A 16,626-nucleotide genomic window follows, 5' to 3' on the forward strand; every position below is an offset into this window, starting at 1 on the left:
AATATAGCATTAAAAATAAATATATAAAATAAAAACAAGGTTAAGCCACAGACTCGTGCTGCGACTCTTCAAGGTCTTTCTTGTAAACGATGGTCCTGTATGGAAATGGGATCTCTACGCCTTCAGCATCGAACCTTTTCTTAATGGCCTCTTTCAGTTCACAGCCGGTGTTAAATGCAACTGAGCGGTCATGAACCCACACATATAGTTTTAGAATCACTGCGAAATCGGCCAGTTCTGTGACCAGCACAGAGACCTCTTCACCCTTCTTTGCATATGAATGATAATTCAGGAGTTGCTCATAGCTCATGACCTCAGGGTGCTTCTTGGCCTCGGATATCATTATGCTACGTGCAAGATCAATATCTGAATCATAGCTTATACCAACCTCAACTGTCCAATTGACAGTAGGATCATCAATGGACCAGTTAATGATAGCCTCATCACTGATGATGTGGTTCGGAATATTAAGCCTCCTGTTATCCCATGTTCTGATCTTCGTATAACCCAGCGTGATATCCGTCACACGACCATATTCATTATGTATGGTCAGCAGGTCACCCACTCGAAACGGCCTGAAGGTCGCAAGGGCAATGCCTGCTATGATATTGGAAAGAGTATTCTGGGCAGCCATACCGATAACAATACCTGCAAACCCTGCGCCTGCAAAAAGAGCTATCGACAGGTCGCGAAGGCTGGGAATACTGAAGATTATCACAAGGAAGCCGGAGAAATACACTATTGCCACTATGATACGTCTTACAAGACCATAAGTGGTTTCATCAATGTTCATTTTCTTGCTGGCCAGCACAAAATATGCTTTTAGCAGCCGATCTATTAGCTTAGCAAAAAGGAAGGTCAATATTACGACCAGGAAAACGAAAGAAATGACCGCAACATCCCATGAGAGCCAGGAAGGAATCAGATCCAGAACATCCATAGAACATCATTAGGCACAGATGATATACATATTTGACTATTGTCAGGAGACAGTATAAGCTAAAGGTCACTTATTAAACCCGGAACTTGTACTCTGAATTTAAGATCCGGCACTTAAACAGGTAATTATATCCGACTATAGAAGTAGAACAAAGCAAATAGCACGGTGACACCAAGGACCAGCAAGCTGATGGTAAAGACCACAAGTGTCCTTTGAAGCCTTTTTTCTTCCTCTGTCAGTGGTCGGATGTTATTTTTGTGTTTCTTTTCAAGTATAGATCCTATAGCACTTCCAAAGCCCATTCCAAATGCAGGGCCGAGGGCAATACCAAGTCCGACATTCCCGGTTAAAATGCCTGCGCCAAGACCCAATGGCACACAAAGCAGGAGACCAAGAGCAATTCCTTTTCCAAGCCAGTAGCCTTTAGGATACATGACTGAACTCTGGCCATCATCAGCGCTTTTCTTTACTCCAATGCTCAGGATCATACCAACAAGTAATATTACAACAGCAATGAATCCCAATACGATCAGAAGTGCCATGGATACATGATAGGTACTACCTGATATAAGGATTTACGGTAGTGATCCGGCATCAGGAACTGTACTGGAATTGATCTAATATGACCTTATATTTTTACGTAGACCTTGCCATCCTCTACTTTGAGCTCATATGATTTCTGGTCACCACATTTGCCTGAAAGCGACTCAACTAAAAAACCTGCACCCCTTTTGACCTTCCCGGATGTCACATCATAGCGGCACCTGTGAACCGGGCATATGACAAGGTTATCCCTGAGCCTTCCTTTGGCCAATTTGCCACCCATGTGATTGAAGATGGCATCAAGGCCATAGAACTCCCCTTTCAGGTTGATCACCAGAACCTCATTGTTTCCAGAGGTGAAACTTCGCATTTCTCCTTCCGGCACATCAGCTGTACTGCATAATTCTACATATTCCGCCATGCTTGATTACCCCATTAATTATTTGTGGCATCGGTATAAGAACATTGCCTCTTTCCAAATGCAGATATTACTTTTAATGTATTTATATAATTATAAATTATACCACAGTAGCCGTAATTATTGCATAAAGTACTTATCTTCAAGACCCAATTTTCATACATTATTTTTCTGCTAAAGGGGGTTTTAGCATAATAGAGAAAATAGAGAGGTCAGAAGAGGAGTGGAAAAAGCTGCTGACGCCTGAACAGTATGCTATTCTAAGAGAAAAGAGAACGGAAATGCCGTTTACAGGAAAGCTGTTGCCCAATAAGAAAAAAGGAACCTATAGCTGTGCTGCCTGTGGCCAGATGATATTCGCTTCAGATAAGAAGTTCGACTCACAATCTGGCTGGCCAAGCTTTTACGATGTGATCTCCAGTGACAGTGTGGAACTTGTCACTGATGATAGCCATTTCATGCGCAGGATAGAAGCGCTTTGCCCCAGTTGTGGAAGCCATCTGGGCCATGTTTTTGATGATGGACCAGAACCCACAGGGAAGCGTTATTGCATAAATTCCGCATCCCTGCAGTTCGGGGAAGATGAATGAAAAACACAGAAGGACAATGCTGAGTAACAATGATGGAAAAAGCCACATTTGCAGCCGGATGCTTCTGGGGAGTCGAGGACAAGTTCAGCAGGCTAAGGGGAGTAACATCAACAAAAGTAGGTTACACCGGCGGTTCAATGGGAGATCCCGGATACTATGATGTAGCCACAGGAATCACTGGACATGCAGAATCCATAGAGATCATTTTCGATCAGGAGATAATTTCATACGAAGAACTGCTGGAAGTCTTCTGGAGCATACATGATCCCACCACAAAGGACAAACAGGGACCTGACATCGGCACACAGTACAGGTCTGCGATCTTTTACCATGATGAGAAGCAAAAAAAAGCTGCTCTGAACTCAAAGAAAGAACAGGAAGACAGCAAGAGATATGGCAGCAGCATTAAGACCGAGATCGTTCCGGCTTCTGTGTTTTATCCTGCAGAAGAAGATCATCAGAAGTACTTCGAAAAGCTGAGGTCAAGATAATTTATTTTCAAAAAAGAAAATGGGAAATAATGAAAAGCCGATGAAATAAAGGAGTTTCCGGATCACCGGAACTTTCCCTTACTTCAAAAGAGGTTGACATAAGATGAAAGTCTGAGGAAGGCCATCAGGGCAATGGACACTGTAAGTGTGGCAATGAATGCGCTGTTGCCATCGATGTTAAGTCCTCTAGTTGTCCATTCAAGGATGCTGTCTTCGTCCTCCATCATGGAACCTTCGTAGTATGTGTCCATTTATTCTTTCCTCCAATTTTTGTTTTAAGGGTTGTGTAGTCAATGATCAATTGTCACTATTAATCATTGCACATATCTATAATGATTAATCGGTTATAAGGGTTTCTGTCAAAGACCTGTGCGAGAAACAAAGACGGGATCTGGAAGTATATTGGAATGATCAGATATTCAGATCAAAACGCAGGCATTCCCGGAACCCGGGAATAACCTGCACTTCAAAAGAGGTTGACATAAGATGAAAGTCTGAGGAAGGCCACCAGAGCAATGGACACTGTAAGTGTGGCAATGAATGCGCCGTTGCCATCGATGTTAAGTCCTCTAGTTGTCCATTCAAGGATGCTGTCTTTGTCCTCCATCATGGAACCTTCGTAGTATGTGTCCATTTATTCTTTCCTCCAATTTTGTGTTTAATGGTTGTGTGGTCAAGATTAAATATCACGATTAATCATTGTACACATATATAATGATTAATCGTTTATTAAGGTTTCTATTGCAGACCTAAGTATATAATCCCACACCCCAATATTATGATCAGGTCAAGCGGTTATGAAAACAGGGAGGCGGGGAAACGTGAACAGTAAAATGCAGGCATATATCAAAAAGCAGAGATCACCACAGAAAGAGATCATAGAGAAATTAAGGGATATAATCCTGAAGACCTATCCGGACATAAAGGAAGAGTTCAAGATGGGAGTTCCCTGGTATGAAGGGAAGTATTATCTCGTTGGTCTCAAAGACCATGTGAACATTGGTTTTTCAATAGAAGGGCTGTCAGAAGAAGAGAAAGGACTCTTTGAAGGTACAGGAAAAACAATGAAGCACATCAAGGTATTTTCCCTGGAAGAGATAAACGAGGAAGATATCGTAAAGTTGCTGAAAGTGGTAAAGAAAGAATGAGCTGAGCATCAAAAAGAATGAAATGAACTGGCACTGAACAGATCGTTGGAAATATAATAGATATGTTTATGTAAAACATCATTCGAAATTTCTACCATGGATAAACTGACCACATCTGGCGTCTTGCAGACTACAGCATATGGCATGTGATCTGGCCCATGATATACTACTGATAGAATATGACAGGCTCAATTCCAAAATGCAAACGCCTGTAATTCTGGAAACCTGCTGGAACTCAGGACAGGACCCTGTTGGCAAGCCAGGGAGATATTGCTGTTACAATAAGCACGAGTAACCAGATGCGTCCTTCGAAGATATTATAATCGTGTAGCAGATGCTCCCATGAGTGACCTATGACAAAATGCCCGAAGAGGAATTCAAAGGAGATTGTCAGGAACAACCACATCAGGCCTACATAAATGAACTGGACAGGTGTTCCCGAAACATCGGAATATTTCAGGAAAACGTAGGTTACCACAAATATGACCGTGCTGAAGATCACCGAACTTATCTGGTGGGCAAGAAGTTCGCCTGTATAAGGTGTATAAAGACCTCTTAATGTGCCATTTATTATGGCAAGAAAGATGAACAGCATCCAGACAGCAAGGGAGTATAGGTAAATATTTTGAGCCATATTAACAATTTTGATTTTTACAAATAAAAACTTATTCTTGTTTTCAAAAAAAGATTAGCTCATTGGAGGCTTCAATGAGCTGAAAAAGATCAATGATCGGAATCAGCTGATCAGCGCATAGAGCTTCATCACCACAGGCATTATTGCAAGAGATATTTTTGTTGTCATACTTGCACGATCGGAAGTCTCAATGATGATCATACCACTATCGTATGCTTCCGTAAAGGTTGCTCCGGGAGATTCAGAATCCAGGATCGCCCTTGCTGTATCCTCGTTTGTTGTCACAACGAGTGTTTCAGCAAACTCCACACCATTCCAATAGTGTTGTTCATCCAGCTCGCTCCATTTACCGAAATTGGCTACGGAAGCATCACCATCTGTGATCGCTACCATCTTCATACTGACACCACTTTCCGTAACGAACGGACCTTCGCTGAGAACCAGTTCAAATGCAGGACCTTTTGCCTCTATAGTTTCGTTTTCAGATTCATTCTCATTCATGTAAATAACAAGAATGACATGCTGGTCTGAAAATATAGATTGCAGGGTCCCGGGAACCTGATCAATTTTCTCATTGTATTCATCTACTGCATCATTCAGATCATCGAACAGATCTGCACTTGCAGGAGTCATTAAAAGTATAGCCACAAGCACCATTGACATAATTAATCTTAATTTCATTTATAACACCCCAATTTATAATTAGTAAGTAAGTAGATTTGAAGTTTACCCTTTTAAAGTCTTCCAGCAAACAGCAGACCCGATATATGTATTAAATTCAGGAATGAATCAGACCCCATTCAAATGAATACAGTAAAAACATAGATTATAAAACTGAATTGATTGAATGCCTGGATATCAACATCTCTTAAAAAGTTAAAGAATGGGCAATAAGAACCTTAAAATATACATTGATAATGAAAGATATACGATTTAAATAAAGCTTATTTGACCTAAAACTTATATTTATTCGATATAAATATATAGTGAGACGCACTATTTAGAGTGTCAGGGTATGACAGGGTTGGGAACAAAATCAGATGAGTGGGGGCTCATCTTTCCCTTTTTTATGATTGGTTTTTGAATATTGGAAATGGGAGAAGAAAATTCCCGTTCTGTTGATAACAATTACATACATTAACTTTAAGCAGCCGTAGAAAATTTTAACAAAGTGATGAGCACAGACCACTAAATTCATCAAAATAAGAGTGCGGGAGGTGCGATTCGAACGCACGAACTCCTACGAGACAGGGTCCTAAGCCCTGCGCCTTTGACCTGTCTGGGCAACCCCCGCAAAATGAAACAATCTGTAAACTCATTTTTTGTATTTAATCTTATGCAATGGGTGCGATACAGCCTATTTTCCATACAAGCGCATCGCAACCCGTAAAGTTGTCAATTGACAGATTCAGCCGGAGGGTGTTTGAGGAATCTTAATTCCTTCAGGAACATTATCGCTACGACCGAGAACATAAGATACTGGCCTATAGGAGCTGCCATCCATATACCTGTAAGGCCATAGTATCGCGGAAGGGTAAACAGTAAGGGGAGAATGAAGATGAAGATCTTCCCGAACTGGATGAACAATGACGGCTTTATCTTGTTCACTGACTGGTAATAGACCGCTGAGGAGATTATGATGCCTTCAACGACAATGCCGAACATGAATATCCTCATACCTTCGACCGCGGTTACCAGCAATTCCGGATCGTTGCGATTGAAAAGCTGAATAACCGTTTCCGGAAACATGTATAGTAGAGTGAAACCTGAAAGACCTACAAATAGACATGATAGCATTGCCATCCTGATCGCACTATAGACGCGGGCGTAGAGCTTTGCACCGTAGTTAAAACCGATTATTGGCTGGACACCGGCTGAAATACCCTCGAAGATCATATAGAATATTGAGAATGAATATTCGATCACACCGTAAGAAGATACCGCAACTTCAGAACCGTATTTCAGAAGCATATAGTTATAGCTCAACACAAGCACTGCAAGAGAAGTCTGCATGACGAATGCCGGAAAACCGGCCTTTGCGATACCTGCAATTATCTTCGGATCAGGACTGATATCAGAAAGATGAAGCCTCAACTTTGCATGCCTACTGAAGAAGTATAATGTGAATACCACAGCAGAAACCGCAAAAGCTACCAGTGTAGCAATGGCCGCCCCCTGCATCCCCATTCCCCACCTCATGACGAAAAGATAGTCAAGTACAATATTTGTCACTGCACCTACTGCCATCATCTTCATAGCAAACGCTGGCCTGCCGTCATTCCGGACCAGAGGATCAAGACCGATGCCTGCGATGAAGAAGATCGAACCCATGAACATGATACTGAGATACTCATTCGCCATACTGAAAACAAGTTCAGTAGCACCAACCATCCTCAGCAACGGTTCAGTGAAGAACATACCTACAATAGCAAAGAAAGCACCTACTGCGACTATCATCGGCAGCAGGTCAGAAGCGATCCTGTGAGCACGCATCCTGTCACCCTTCCCAAGTTCGAGCGCTACAAGTGCAGCACAACCGGTTCCCAGCAGCATGGCTGTTGCCATCATGGCAATGAGTAAAGGATATACAAGGGTCACTGATGCGAGTCCAAGAGTACCAACAACATTACCGATGAAATATCCGTCAATGATTATCTGGATACCACCAATAATGAATCCCACAACCGCAGGAAGCGTGAACTTCCTGAACAACTTACCTACACTTTCAACCGCTAATTCATCATCACTCATTTCCCACGATCCCCTTCAAGATTGGAAGTTATCTTTTCCCACAATCCTGCAAAGACCTCGAACTCATTGTCATCAAGGATCTCCGCGATCTTTCCAAAGAATAGATCATCAGCAGACCTGCCCAGTTCGATCACTTCGTTTCCTTCTGCAGAGAGGATCAACTTGCAGACACGTTTATCGCTGACCGAGCGTTCGATCTCCAGCAGACCCATATCAACAAGCTTTCTCACCATATTACTTGCAGAAGGTTTCTTCACATCCATTGCAGATGCGAGTTTCGATATTGTGGGGTTGGAGAGTGATCGGACCACCATGAGATAAGAGAAAGAACTAAAACTCACATCGGCATACTTCTCAAGCTTTTTATTTTTAGTCAGGATCTTCTGGTAGTACTTATCGACCTTTTCAAACGAAAGTTGTGCGGGCATAATGATTAGTTAGCCTAACTAATATATAACTACGACGGAAAGTCATCCAGTAAAAATGAACAAACAGAAATAAACAAACATAACAAACACTAACGTAACTGGATAATTAAAACAAAAAAGAGAGATGCGCCGACCGGGATTTGAACCCGGGTTTAGGGCTTGGAAGGCCCCAGTCATGCCACTAGACCATCAGCGCACTTGCATTCCCTAACTTGCATTTTTAGAATATAACCTTTTCGCCCAAACTTAGTGGCAGGATAAATGTATTGCTTTAGTCACAATACGTGCAATCGCCTTTATAAAGAATATGTGCTGCGAAGCTCCTTGATCTGGTCCCTGAGTGCTGCTGCCCTCTCAAATTCCAGATTTGCCGCTGCTGAATGCATCTCTGCCTCGAGGTCAATGATCATATCGGCAAGCTCCATGTCGGACAGATTCTCTGCAATCTCCAGGACCTCGGACTTCACTTCCTCGTATTCTGCCTCTACAAGCTCTTTCTGTAAAGCCTTCCTGATGGTCTGCGGGATTATGTTATGCTCCTCGTTATACGCAAGTTGCATCTCACGCCTGCGGCCGGATTCCTTCAGGGCACCTGCCATGGAACCGGTCATATTGTCAGCATACAGTATTACATACCCTTCCGCATTCCTGGACGCTCTACCGATTGTCTGTATCAGCGACCTCTCTGAACGCAGGAATCCTTCCTTGTCCGCATCAAGGATCGCAACAAAAGCAACCTCAGGAATGTCAAGACCTTCCCTCAAAAGATTAATGCCGACAAGAACATCGAACTCGCCTTTCCTCAGGTCCCGGAGGATCTCCGCCCTCATGAGAGTATCAATATCCGAATGCATGTACCGCACCCGAATCCCCATTTCCAGCAAATAGTCGGTCAGGTCTTCAGCCATACGCTTGGTAAGGGTTGTCACAAGGGTGCGCCAGCCGCGGTCCGTGACCTTGTTGACCTCCCCAATAAGATCGTCGATCTGGTTCCCCACAGGGCGCACGAATACTTCAGGGTCCACAAGCCCTGTCGGCCTGATGATCTGCTCCACGACTGCACTGCTGATCTCCAGCTCATAGTCCGCAGGAGTGGCTGACACGTATATTGCCTGGTTTATCCTCTGGTGGAACTCATTGTATTTCAAAGGTCTATTATCAAAAGCAGAAGGTAAACGGAAACCATAGTTGACCAGTGATTCCTTCCTGGCACGGTCACCATTATGCATCCCCCTTATCTGCGGGATGGTCACATGGGATTCATCGATCACCAGAAGGAAATCATCAGGGAAGAATTCAAGCAAAGAGGACGGAGGATCACCCGGACTCCTGCCATCGAAATGACGGGAATAGTTCTCGATACCGCTGCAATATCCCAGTTCACGGATCATCTCCATATCGAATTTCGTACGCTGCAACAGCCTCTGGGCTTCAAGTATTCGGTTCTCCGACTCAAGCTTTGTGATCTGATCCTCAAGCTCTTCTTCAATAGAGTCCAATGCAAGCACCATCTCTTCCTGAGGCATTACAAAATGCTTTGCGGGATATATGACAATGCTGTTGTCATCCTTCACAACACCAAGCGTCTTGCCGGTCAGAGGGTCAAAGGAGGATATCCTATCGATCTCATCCCCGAACAATTCGATACGGATACCATGCTTCTCCTGTGCAGGGAACACTTCCACAGTATCCCCTTTTGAACGAAATGTACCTTTGGCATAGTCCATTTCGTTGCGTTCATACTGAATATTGATAAGACGTGCGAACAACTCGCTCCTTTCGAGATGTTCACCAGGTCTTAGCACAACAGACATCTCCCTCCATTCTTCAGGGGAACCGATGTTGTAAATACTTGAAACACTGGAAATAACAATAACATCCCTGCGTTCTATCAGGGATTTTGTGGCTGACAGCCTCAACCTGTCGATCTCCTCGTTCACAGAGGAATCCTTTTCGATGTAAGTATCGGTAGTCGGAAGATAAGCTTCAGGCTGGTAGTAATCATAATAGCTGACAAAATATTCCACAGCATTATCAGGGAAAAACTCCCTGAACTCCGAGAATAACTGAGCTGCCAGGGTTTTGTTATGAGCAATTACAAGCGTAGGCTTCTGTACTTTCTGAATAACATTTGCAACTGTGAATGTCTTACCGGACCCGGTCACACCCAACAATACCTGATGTTTTAACCCCTTGTCCAGCCCTTCTACCAGCTTTCTGATAGCTTCTGGCTGGTCGCCTTTTGGCTCATATTCAGATACAAGTTTAAAACTGCTCATCACTCTGTAATATGTCTGTGAATATCTATAAACGTATGTGTGCGACACTTTGACCCTATTCACAATACAACATGAGGTGAACACGTAATTACATGTTTACAACATTTCGTCTACAGTATCCATCTGCAAGATCAGCGAAACAGTACGAACCATAGCAACATCAGAATGATAGAAAGAATAATAGAGAACACAGAGCTTTTCCTGTCGCTGCCGAATATTATAGGGATTGGACCGATCATCACAAGCTTTCCGAGATCATCATTTGCCGATCTCATAGGAAACAATTCGCCCAGATCAATAAAAGTTATACCCTCTGCATCTGCCAGACAGGAGCATATCCCTGCGGTGCTGCCCGGGCAGCAACCTCTTCCCTGTCACCGATGTAGAGATATTCACGCTGTGTGCGGTTACCACGGCGTTCCAGAAGGTTCTTGCGATACATACGAGAGAGATATGTAGAAACTGTGCTTAGCTTGATCTCACCGTAAACACGCTCGTAGTTCTGCTGGACCTGTTGTGAAGTGGACCAATCACGAGGATGCTCATACTTCAGAAAAAGCTCAAGCCTTTCGTTGATCGTAAGCTTTGAATTACTTACCTTGTCGCGAAGTGGTGCATTTGAAACAGCATTGTTGTTAACCTGTGGAACCTGTTGTTCTGTCATAGCACCCTGAACTGGACGAACAGGAGCGAAGTTACCAGGAAACACAGTCGCTTGCTGCGGTTGTACGGGTTGTTGATAACAAACCGGCTGGTTCACCACAGGATTCACAGTTGGATTAACTGTTTGCTGGTTTACAGGCACATAGTACTGCGGGTACTGTTGAGCTTGTTGAACCGGCATCTGCACAGGCTGGCAATAAGGCTGTGCTTGTTGTGGAACTGGCACCACAGATACAGGATAGTATTGTGGTGGTACAACCTGTGGAGGTTGTGAAACAACAGTTTCCGGAGTTGTCGCGGAAGTTTGTTGTGAAAACAGTTGCTGAACGTTTTGTTCAGATTGCAGATAGGAGGATGAAGAACCGGTCGAACGAGGCTGCACCTCATCTAAAGTATCAATAAACTTGATAACCCGTTCTTTTACGTTCTCACCAGCAAATTCAATACTGGTGTTTTCTTTTCCTTCGTCATCGATTATTTCGAGCCGAATCTTCATCTTCTGCGCCTCTGCAGCGTATCCATCCATCCCCTCAGATCGGTGGATTCACAAACCATTCATCCCCTCAGATAATGGCTCAGCTTTTATGTGAATACAGTTCCACGCAATCGATTTGCACTGTGATAGTACAAATGATTTGAACTGCAATACATCCATTGTACTTAATTGTATATAAGCGTTGGTATTGGAATACAAGTCATTATCTGTAGAATACTAAATTAAAGGCCTTAAAATACTTATTTTTAAAAATAAATGAATAAAAACGCTCTAAAAAATATCCATTTTACTTGTCTAAAAACAAGAAAATCCAGAATCACAACATATCATAGTTAAATCTCCAGTGGAACTAGAGGGGTTTGTTTTCATACAATTTTTGCTGTGATCATCTATTTAAAAACAAAATAAAGAGTTATTAAGTCTTCATAAGATACAATAAAAATCATAAATGAATAGTAATCACATAAAATACATAAAAATACTTTAAATTAAAAATAAAGCAGTAAAAACAAATAGATATAAATCCAGACGCGATCCGAACACCTGCCGCACAAAGCATTATTGCCCCAGTCAGTTGCTTTTATATTACATGATGTTTATAAGGACGAAACATGACCGACGTAAGTGCAGGATCACCAACGGGAAATGATGTGCCGGATATGAATTCCGACAAAGTAACCCGCGAAGCAGAAGAAGTTGAAGACATGGACGTCCAGTCGATACTCAACGAGAATGAGGTCCTGAAGGTCCAGAACGAAACTATGAAAGCAAAGCTCCTTGAAGCCAATATGATGGCTAACAAGTACCTTTCAGAGATCGAAAAACTGAAGGAGCAATTGGACCACCTCACCACACCACCACTGTTCATTGCTAGTGTCATGGAGATAGAAGACGACATGGTGCTTCTGAGACAGCATGGCAACAACCAGGAGGTTATGACAAGGATGCCGCCAGGGATGCAGGGCACCATTGAACCAGGCATGCGCGTGAGTATTAACGCAGCGTTTTCTATCATATCCACGATCAGTAAGGCAGCAGATGTACGTGCCCAGGTCATGGAACTTATCAATTCCCCAGGCATCGACTACGACATGATCGGAGGCCTTGACGATGTGCTCAAGGAAGTCATCGAATCAGTTGAACTTCCACTGACAGAACCGGAACTTTTCGAGAACATCGGAATAGAACCTCCAAGCGGAGTTCTCCTGTACGGAAATCCGGGAACCGGCAAGACTCTGATAGCAAAGGCGGTTGCATCAAGAGCAAATGCCACATTCATCCGCATGTCAGGTTCAGACCTCGTGCAGAAGTTCATCGGAGAGGGCGCAAGACTTGTTAAGGACGTGTTCCAGCTCGCAAGGGAAAAGTCCCCATCAATACTGTTCATCGACGAGATAGATGCAGTCGGAGGTATGCGTACCCACGACGGCACAACAGGTTCTGCAGAAGTGAACCGCACAATGTTGCAACTTCTCGCAGAGATGGACGGATTCGACCCCAGCGGCAATGTAAAGATAATGGCAGCAACCAACAGGATCGACCTGCTTGACCCCGCACTCCTGCGTCCTGGCAGGTTCGACCGTATAATCGAAGTGCCACTGCCGGACGAGAAAGCAAGGGAAGAGATCCTGAAGATCCACACAAGGAAAATGACCCTCGAAGAAGGTCTCGATCTCGCTAAGATCGCAAACATGACCGACGGCCTGAGTGGTGCTGACCTGAATGTAATAGTTAAGGAAGCAGGTATGTTCGTCTTGAGAAGAAGAGGCGACATGATTACCATGAAAGATCTCCTCGACGCATTCGAAAAGGTCGTATCAGAAGAAGAAGTGAATGTACCAGCCGGAATGTTCGCTTAAGCGAACTTCCAACTACCTTTTAAGACGATAAGTATAAATATAATCGATTGCTTTTAGGGGATGCTGAAAAGCACTAAAACCGTGTGCTCCGATAGTGTAGCACGGCCAATCATTCAGGACTCTCACTCCTGTGACTGGGGTTCGAATCCCCATCGGAGCACCAATAACTTTTTTATAATCCCACTCTTTTTGGACTTAATGTATATAGAGATAAATCTATTTTTGATATGAATTCCTACTTCATGAGATCAGTTTGTCCTGCAGATCATATCCAGAGAATTCTGACAGCAAAAATATATTAAGCACACAACTATAACATTTACCAAAAAACGTATCAAAACAACATGACCAAAGAGAGATACAATGGACCAAAAGCAAATAACACAGCTACCCTTAGCAGGAACGCTGATCGGCGCATTAATTGCATATTTACTAAGACCGGAAGCCCCACAAATAGGCCAGCTCCCATTCGGCGTAGTCATGACAAGGGGAGCAGATCTAAGCGGCTTAGACGAGATGTTGATACCAATAGCAGAAGCATCATTTAACTACACGGTAGCAGGTGCAATAATAGGTGCGATTATAGGTACAATAGTATTCTGGGTCATGAGCAATAAAATGAAGAAATAATGAACCTTATATTATCCCTTGCAGACTTATGACAGGGGCTTATACCACTTGTTGCATTCAGCTATTTTAAAGTGAACTTAAGACTAAGGACAAGAAGGTATGTTGCCTGCTTCTTTGTCTTTGCAACATTCCTAAACAACCTCAGAGTGCCTCATGGGACTCATATATGCTGGCGATCAATGAAATTATCCATTATGAGGGACTCTTTCTGGCCTTTGAAGGATGGTTTACGGGAAACGTGATAGCTACGATCCCGATAGTTCCATTTTTACTAAGATACGTCACCCCATATATATCCAGCAAACAGAATCCTATGTGGAAAGCTACTGGAAATAAAATATTTGTACTGGACATTAGCCCCACCGGAATACTACTTACCTCTTTTTACAGCACCTTAACCAAAGAGCAATGTACACATATTACTGCATATTGCAATAACCTAAATTTTGATAATGAGAAAAGTTATTCTCCATCGACTACTTTCCGATACTCTAACTCACAGGCATACAAACACGCAGCTAGCCTCTTGTCTTTCAGGTCGTTCACAGTTCCCTTTAGCCCAAGCTTTGAACATTCTTCATAGACCTTACAGACATCATAACAATTAGTGCTCACAGGACAAACTCCGGGAATAGATTTTTGAACATATCAATGAAGGATAGAACTTAAATTCTGCGTTCGGGCAGAGAAGGCAAGGGGATAAACGACCGACGAAAATAGAGAGGATAGGTAAGAAATTATCAGTAAAACAGAAAGATACGATGGAGTAGGCTTGGCCCTCCATACGTCAGCATATGGAGGAAAATGCCCCACCATCAAAGACTTGACAGGAAGGACACTTTGCTCAGTGCAAAGACAACGAAAGAACCAACTGCAACATCCTGAAGGTTTAGAGGGATCATTCCACCAGGATTTGTAAGTACATAAATGACCAGTGTTGCTATTCCTGCAAATGCAAAAGCTCCAATAATAACATCTTCTATTTCTACCATTTTTTATCACGCTCAATGAGGGGGCTAAGCATGCGACAGAGGTTGAGAAGTCAACCGGTATCGTATATACACAAACCGCGACTCGTTTTGTTATTTAGAAGTGTTTTTCCTAAAAGATGATGTTGTATATATATATTTCGATATGTTGCTAGGACAATACCTTTAAAGACTAAAAAAAAGTAGACGCAAACGGTGAATAACCGTTTGGGAGAAAATACAATAAAATCGAATTGCACCCCTCATATGTGCAAAAAATAATAAATTGTGGAAAAAATAAAGAACATATGTGGAAAAGGAAAGAGAAGGCACTATTCAACCTGAACCCAGATCAGGCCAGAACGTTGACTTCTCCTGCTCCATCCACGGAGTTGTAAAACACAGAATGAACAATATACCCCAGATCTTCATCCATAAAGGGCTTCGTCAGATAACCCTGATGACCTACCAGGCTTGCCCTCTCACGAGTAGCCTTAGAAGAGTCTGCGGTGATAAACACTATGGGGATGCTGTATAACTCACGGATCTTCATGGCGGTTTCAATGCCATCCATTCCACCCTTTAACCTGATATCCATAAGTATAAGATCAGGATGGACCTCTCCCACCATGGAAATAGCATCTTTGCCCTTTGAAGCAAAACCAGTTACAGAGTAACCCATCTTCTCAAGTTTCAACTTGATCATCATACCGACGATCAATTCATCTTCAACAACAACTATCTTTTTACTTTTCATAGTAATATCCAGATCATCCCAAACGGGACCGTTTTCGTACCCATACCCAAATATACTTCCATTCATGCCGTACTGTAATGCATACCATCACTCATTACGGACATTGTCATATTACTGATCATAAGACCGGCTAACGACTTGATCACATCAAGACTGTCACGATCATTCTCAGGAATTATGAATTCTGAAGATGATGACGCGATCAATAATCCTACAAAGTGGTGTTCATGATGGATAGGAATAATGGCAGTACCCTGCAAACCCTCATCCTGCATCCGTGCACCCGTAATGAAAGGATAGACCTCAGAATAATGCTTGTAAATAGGGAAGCCTTTCTGTGCAAAGTTCACCTGACCGGAATCAGCACCAAAATACGATACACTGTTCACAAAGTCATTTGAAAGTCCCTTATGGTTCACAAGTACCAGCCCCCCGGTAACCTCGTCAACCACATATAAAGCACAAATATCGATAGCATCGAGCTGAGTTGTCAGCTCAAGAAGGACATCCATGGATTCCTCCAGATTTACAGGCCAGCTGAGATCACTACCCAGCTCATTCTGAATGAACATAAAATCATCACGTTTTTTCTCATCATTAATATCAACGACCTTCGCCTTCAGGCATTGCATGCGACCATCCTTATCATAGATGATCTGTGACTTCTCACGAACCCACCTGACATCACCATCTGCCTTCATTATCCTGTATTCCTGCATGAGATCGCCTTCAAAACTATCAGAGTATTTCAGAAGGGCCTTTCTAACCATTTCAAGATCAGCAGGATGAATTATATCTTCATATGACAGGCCGCCAAACAGAAAATCATCGGGTTCATAACCAAATAAGGATACATTATCTGATACGAACTCAAGTGGCCAGCCATATTCAGACCTCCACACGAATACCACCTCGGGCATTTCATATTGAAGATCCGGTAAATTTACGATTCCTTTCATTATAGCACCCACCCCAGTTCAAAAGATAAATTGAATTTTAAATAAGAATTCGAAATTTATATATCAAAAAAT

Annotated in this window: 21 protein-coding genes and 3 tRNA genes; 6 read left to right on the forward strand and 18 right to left on the reverse strand. The window is 42.8% G+C overall.

Translation table 11 applies throughout. The features are described from left to right. Positions 1 to 40: 40 nt before the first annotated feature. From E7X56_RS10550 to E7X56_RS10560, 3 genes are all read right to left on the reverse strand, one after another. On the reverse strand, positions 41 to 940 hold the full coding sequence (locus E7X56_RS10550; RefSeq protein WP_135606724.1) for a mechanosensitive ion channel family protein: 900 nt from the start codon (positions 938 to 940) through the stop codon (positions 41 to 43). 125 nt (positions 941 to 1,065) lie between these two features. After that, complete coding sequence (locus E7X56_RS10555; RefSeq protein WP_135606725.1) at positions 1,066 to 1,482, reverse strand: hypothetical protein; 417 nt, start codon at positions 1,480 to 1,482, stop codon at positions 1,066 to 1,068. An 86-nt stretch (positions 1,483 to 1,568) separates the two neighbouring features. Continuing rightward, positions 1,569 to 1,904, reverse strand: coding sequence for a Rieske (2Fe-2S) protein (locus tag E7X56_RS10560; protein ID WP_135606726.1), 336 nt, complete (start codon positions 1,902 to 1,904; stop codon positions 1,569 to 1,571). A 188-nt stretch (positions 1,905 to 2,092) separates the two neighbouring features. On the opposite strand from E7X56_RS10560, the gene msrB reads away from it, so the two are divergent. After that, on the forward strand, positions 2,093 to 2,491 hold the full coding sequence (gene msrB, locus E7X56_RS10565; RefSeq protein WP_135606727.1) for a peptide-methionine (R)-S-oxide reductase MsrB: 399 nt from the start codon (positions 2,093 to 2,095) through the stop codon (positions 2,489 to 2,491). A gap of 32 nt (positions 2,492 to 2,523) precedes the next feature. Beyond that, complete coding sequence (msrA, locus tag E7X56_RS10570; protein WP_135606761.1) at positions 2,524 to 2,982, forward strand: peptide-methionine (S)-S-oxide reductase MsrA; 459 nt, start codon at positions 2,524 to 2,526, stop codon at positions 2,980 to 2,982. Between the two features lie 83 nt (positions 2,983 to 3,065). On the opposite strand, the gene E7X56_RS11830 is transcribed toward msrA, so the two are convergent. Together E7X56_RS11830 and E7X56_RS11835 are read right to left on the reverse strand one after the other, a co-directional pair. Then, positions 3,066 to 3,233 carry a hypothetical protein gene (locus E7X56_RS11830; protein WP_167879525.1) on the reverse strand — a complete coding sequence of 56 codons (168 nt, stop codon included), beginning with the start codon at positions 3,231 to 3,233 and terminating at the stop codon, positions 3,066 to 3,068. A gap of 215 nt (positions 3,234 to 3,448) precedes the next feature. Beyond that, on the reverse strand, positions 3,449 to 3,616 hold the full coding sequence (locus tag E7X56_RS11835; protein WP_167879526.1) for a hypothetical protein: 168 nt from the start codon (positions 3,614 to 3,616) through the stop codon (positions 3,449 to 3,451). A gap of 187 nt (positions 3,617 to 3,803) precedes the next feature. Here E7X56_RS11835 and E7X56_RS10575 point away from each other — a divergent pair, with 187 nt between their 5' ends. After that, complete coding sequence (locus E7X56_RS10575) at positions 3,804 to 4,130, forward strand: DUF1801 domain-containing protein (protein WP_167879527.1); 327 nt, start codon at positions 3,804 to 3,806, stop codon at positions 4,128 to 4,130. 235 nt (positions 4,131 to 4,365) lie between these two features. On the opposite strand, the gene E7X56_RS10580 is transcribed toward E7X56_RS10575, so the two are convergent. The 9 genes from E7X56_RS10580 to E7X56_RS10620 all read right to left on the reverse strand — a co-directional run bounded on the left by E7X56_RS10580 (position 4,366) and on the right by E7X56_RS10620 (position 11,411). Next, positions 4,366 to 4,764 (reverse strand): hypothetical protein, encoded by a 399-nt coding sequence (locus E7X56_RS10580; protein WP_135606729.1) that lies wholly within the window; start codon positions 4,762 to 4,764, stop codon positions 4,366 to 4,368. 102 nt (positions 4,765 to 4,866) lie between these two features. Continuing rightward, complete coding sequence (locus E7X56_RS10585) at positions 4,867 to 5,445, reverse strand: hypothetical protein (protein WP_135606730.1); 579 nt, start codon at positions 5,443 to 5,445, stop codon at positions 4,867 to 4,869. A 528-nt stretch (positions 5,446 to 5,973) separates the two neighbouring features. Continuing rightward, positions 5,974 to 6,058 (reverse strand) — tRNA-Leu (locus E7X56_RS10590). A gap of 101 nt (positions 6,059 to 6,159) precedes the next feature. After that, the gene (locus E7X56_RS10595; protein WP_135606731.1) at positions 6,160 to 7,515 is read right to left on the reverse strand and encodes an MATE family efflux transporter; all 1,356 of its coding nucleotides are present in this window, start codon (positions 7,513 to 7,515) and stop codon (positions 6,160 to 6,162) included. Beyond that, positions 7,512 to 7,943: a MarR family winged helix-turn-helix transcriptional regulator gene (locus E7X56_RS10600; RefSeq protein ID WP_135606732.1), complete on the reverse strand. Its 432-nt coding sequence runs from the start codon at positions 7,941 to 7,943 to the stop codon at positions 7,512 to 7,514. Before E7X56_RS10600 ends, E7X56_RS10595 begins: the two co-directional genes overlap by 4 nt. Positions 7,944 to 8,068: 125 nt before the next feature. Next, positions 8,069 to 8,139, reverse strand: a tRNA-Gly gene (locus E7X56_RS10605). Positions 8,140 to 8,239: 100 nt separating this feature from the next. Then, positions 8,240 to 10,222, reverse strand: coding sequence for an excinuclease ABC subunit UvrB (gene uvrB / locus E7X56_RS10610; RefSeq protein WP_210409272.1), 1,983 nt, complete (start codon positions 10,220 to 10,222; stop codon positions 8,240 to 8,242). A 131-nt stretch (positions 10,223 to 10,353) separates the two neighbouring features. Beyond that, complete coding sequence (locus tag E7X56_RS10615) at positions 10,354 to 10,497, reverse strand: DUF131 domain-containing protein (RefSeq protein ID WP_135606734.1); 144 nt, start codon at positions 10,495 to 10,497, stop codon at positions 10,354 to 10,356. Between the two features lie 29 nt (positions 10,498 to 10,526). Beyond that, on the reverse strand, positions 10,527 to 11,411 hold the full coding sequence (locus E7X56_RS10620) for a hypothetical protein (RefSeq protein ID WP_135606735.1): 885 nt from the start codon (positions 11,409 to 11,411) through the stop codon (positions 10,527 to 10,529). A gap of 581 nt (positions 11,412 to 11,992) precedes the next feature. On the opposite strand from E7X56_RS10620, the gene E7X56_RS10625 reads away from it, so the two are divergent. The 3 genes from E7X56_RS10625 (at position 11,993) to E7X56_RS10635 (ending at position 13,870) form a co-directional block, all read left to right on the forward strand. Then, complete coding sequence (locus E7X56_RS10625; RefSeq protein WP_210409273.1) at positions 11,993 to 13,240, forward strand: proteasome-activating nucleotidase; 1,248 nt, start codon at positions 11,993 to 11,995, stop codon at positions 13,238 to 13,240. 85 nt (positions 13,241 to 13,325) lie between these two features. Then, positions 13,326 to 13,403: transfer RNA gene (locus E7X56_RS10630), tRNA-Glu, on the forward strand. 200 nt (positions 13,404 to 13,603) lie between these two features. Next, complete coding sequence (locus E7X56_RS10635) at positions 13,604 to 13,870, forward strand: hypothetical protein (RefSeq protein ID WP_091689618.1); 267 nt, start codon at positions 13,604 to 13,606, stop codon at positions 13,868 to 13,870. 462 nt (positions 13,871 to 14,332) lie between these two features. Here the strand turns inward: E7X56_RS10635 and E7X56_RS11840 are convergent, their stop codons facing one another. The 4 genes from E7X56_RS11840 to E7X56_RS10645 all read right to left on the reverse strand — a co-directional run bounded on the left by E7X56_RS11840 (position 14,333) and on the right by E7X56_RS10645 (position 16,554). Further along, positions 14,333 to 14,485: a hypothetical protein gene (locus E7X56_RS11840; RefSeq protein WP_167879528.1), complete on the reverse strand. Its 153-nt coding sequence runs from the start codon at positions 14,483 to 14,485 to the stop codon at positions 14,333 to 14,335. 200 nt (positions 14,486 to 14,685) lie between these two features. Continuing rightward, on the reverse strand, positions 14,686 to 14,862 hold the full coding sequence (locus E7X56_RS11845; protein ID WP_167879251.1) for a hypothetical protein: 177 nt from the start codon (positions 14,860 to 14,862) through the stop codon (positions 14,686 to 14,688). Between the two features lie 328 nt (positions 14,863 to 15,190). After that, positions 15,191 to 15,595: a response regulator gene (locus tag E7X56_RS10640; RefSeq protein ID WP_135606736.1), complete on the reverse strand. Its 405-nt coding sequence runs from the start codon at positions 15,593 to 15,595 to the stop codon at positions 15,191 to 15,193. 62 nt (positions 15,596 to 15,657) lie between these two features. After that, a complete protein-coding gene (locus E7X56_RS10645; RefSeq protein ID WP_135606737.1) occupies positions 15,658 to 16,554 on the reverse strand; it encodes a GAF domain-containing protein in 897 nt (298 codons plus the stop codon). Between the last annotated feature and the right edge of the window lie 72 nt (positions 16,555 to 16,626).

This window comes from Methanococcoides sp. NM1 (assembly GCF_900774285.1).
Classification (GTDB): Archaea; Halobacteriota; Methanosarcinia; order Methanosarcinales; family Methanosarcinaceae; genus Methanococcoides; species Methanococcoides vulcani.

What these genes read in the sequence shown, in the direction of transcription:
- E7X56_RS11845 (WP_167879251.1), bottom strand. Translation starts at nt 14,862, where the DNA reads ATGGTAGAAATAGAAGATGTTATTATTGGAGCTTTTGCATTTGCAGGA.
- E7X56_RS10625 (WP_210409273.1), top strand. Translation starts at nt 11,993, where the DNA reads ATGACCGACGTAAGTGCAGGATCACCAACGGGAAATGATGTGCCGGAT.
- E7X56_RS10635 (WP_091689618.1), top strand. Translation starts at nt 13,604, where the DNA reads ATGGACCAAAAGCAAATAACACAGCTACCCTTAGCAGGAACGCTGATC.
- msrA (WP_135606761.1), top strand. Translation starts at nt 2,524, where the DNA reads ATGGAAAAAGCCACATTTGCAGCCGGATGCTTCTGGGGAGTCGAGGAC.
- E7X56_RS10645 (WP_135606737.1), bottom strand. Translation starts at nt 16,554, where the DNA reads ATGAAAGGAATCGTAAATTTACCGGATCTTCAATATGAAATGCCCGAG.
- uvrB (WP_210409272.1), bottom strand. Translation starts at nt 10,222, where the DNA reads ATGAGCAGTTTTAAACTTGTATCTGAATATGAGCCAAAAGGCGACCAG.
- E7X56_RS10555 (WP_135606725.1), bottom strand. Translation starts at nt 1,482, where the DNA reads ATGGCACTTCTGATCGTATTGGGATTCATTGCTGTTGTAATATTACTT.
- E7X56_RS10600 (WP_135606732.1), bottom strand. Translation starts at nt 7,943, where the DNA reads ATGCCCGCACAACTTTCGTTTGAAAAGGTCGATAAGTACTACCAGAAG.
- E7X56_RS10585 (WP_135606730.1), bottom strand. Translation starts at nt 5,445, where the DNA reads ATGAAATTAAGATTAATTATGTCAATGGTGCTTGTGGCTATACTTTTA.
- E7X56_RS10620 (WP_135606735.1), bottom strand. Translation starts at nt 11,411, where the DNA reads ATGGATGGATACGCTGCAGAGGCGCAGAAGATGAAGATTCGGCTCGAA.
- E7X56_RS10550 (WP_135606724.1), bottom strand. Translation starts at nt 940, where the DNA reads ATGGATGTTCTGGATCTGATTCCTTCCTGGCTCTCATGGGATGTTGCG.
- E7X56_RS10615 (WP_135606734.1), bottom strand. Translation starts at nt 10,497, where the DNA reads ATGAGATCGGCAAATGATGATCTCGGAAAGCTTGTGATGATCGGTCCA.
- E7X56_RS11830 (WP_167879525.1), bottom strand. Translation starts at nt 3,233, where the DNA reads ATGGACACATACTACGAAGGTTCCATGATGGAGGACGAAGACAGCATC.
- E7X56_RS10595 (WP_135606731.1), bottom strand. Translation starts at nt 7,515, where the DNA reads ATGAGTGATGATGAATTAGCGGTTGAAAGTGTAGGTAAGTTGTTCAGG.
- E7X56_RS11835 (WP_167879526.1), bottom strand. Translation starts at nt 3,616, where the DNA reads ATGGACACATACTACGAAGGTTCCATGATGGAGGACAAAGACAGCATC.
- E7X56_RS10580 (WP_135606729.1), bottom strand. Translation starts at nt 4,764, where the DNA reads ATGGCTCAAAATATTTACCTATACTCCCTTGCTGTCTGGATGCTGTTC.
- E7X56_RS10640 (WP_135606736.1), bottom strand. Translation starts at nt 15,595, where the DNA reads ATGAAAAGTAAAAAGATAGTTGTTGTTGAAGATGAATTGATCGTCGGT.
- E7X56_RS10560 (WP_135606726.1), bottom strand. Translation starts at nt 1,904, where the DNA reads ATGGCGGAATATGTAGAATTATGCAGTACAGCTGATGTGCCGGAAGGA.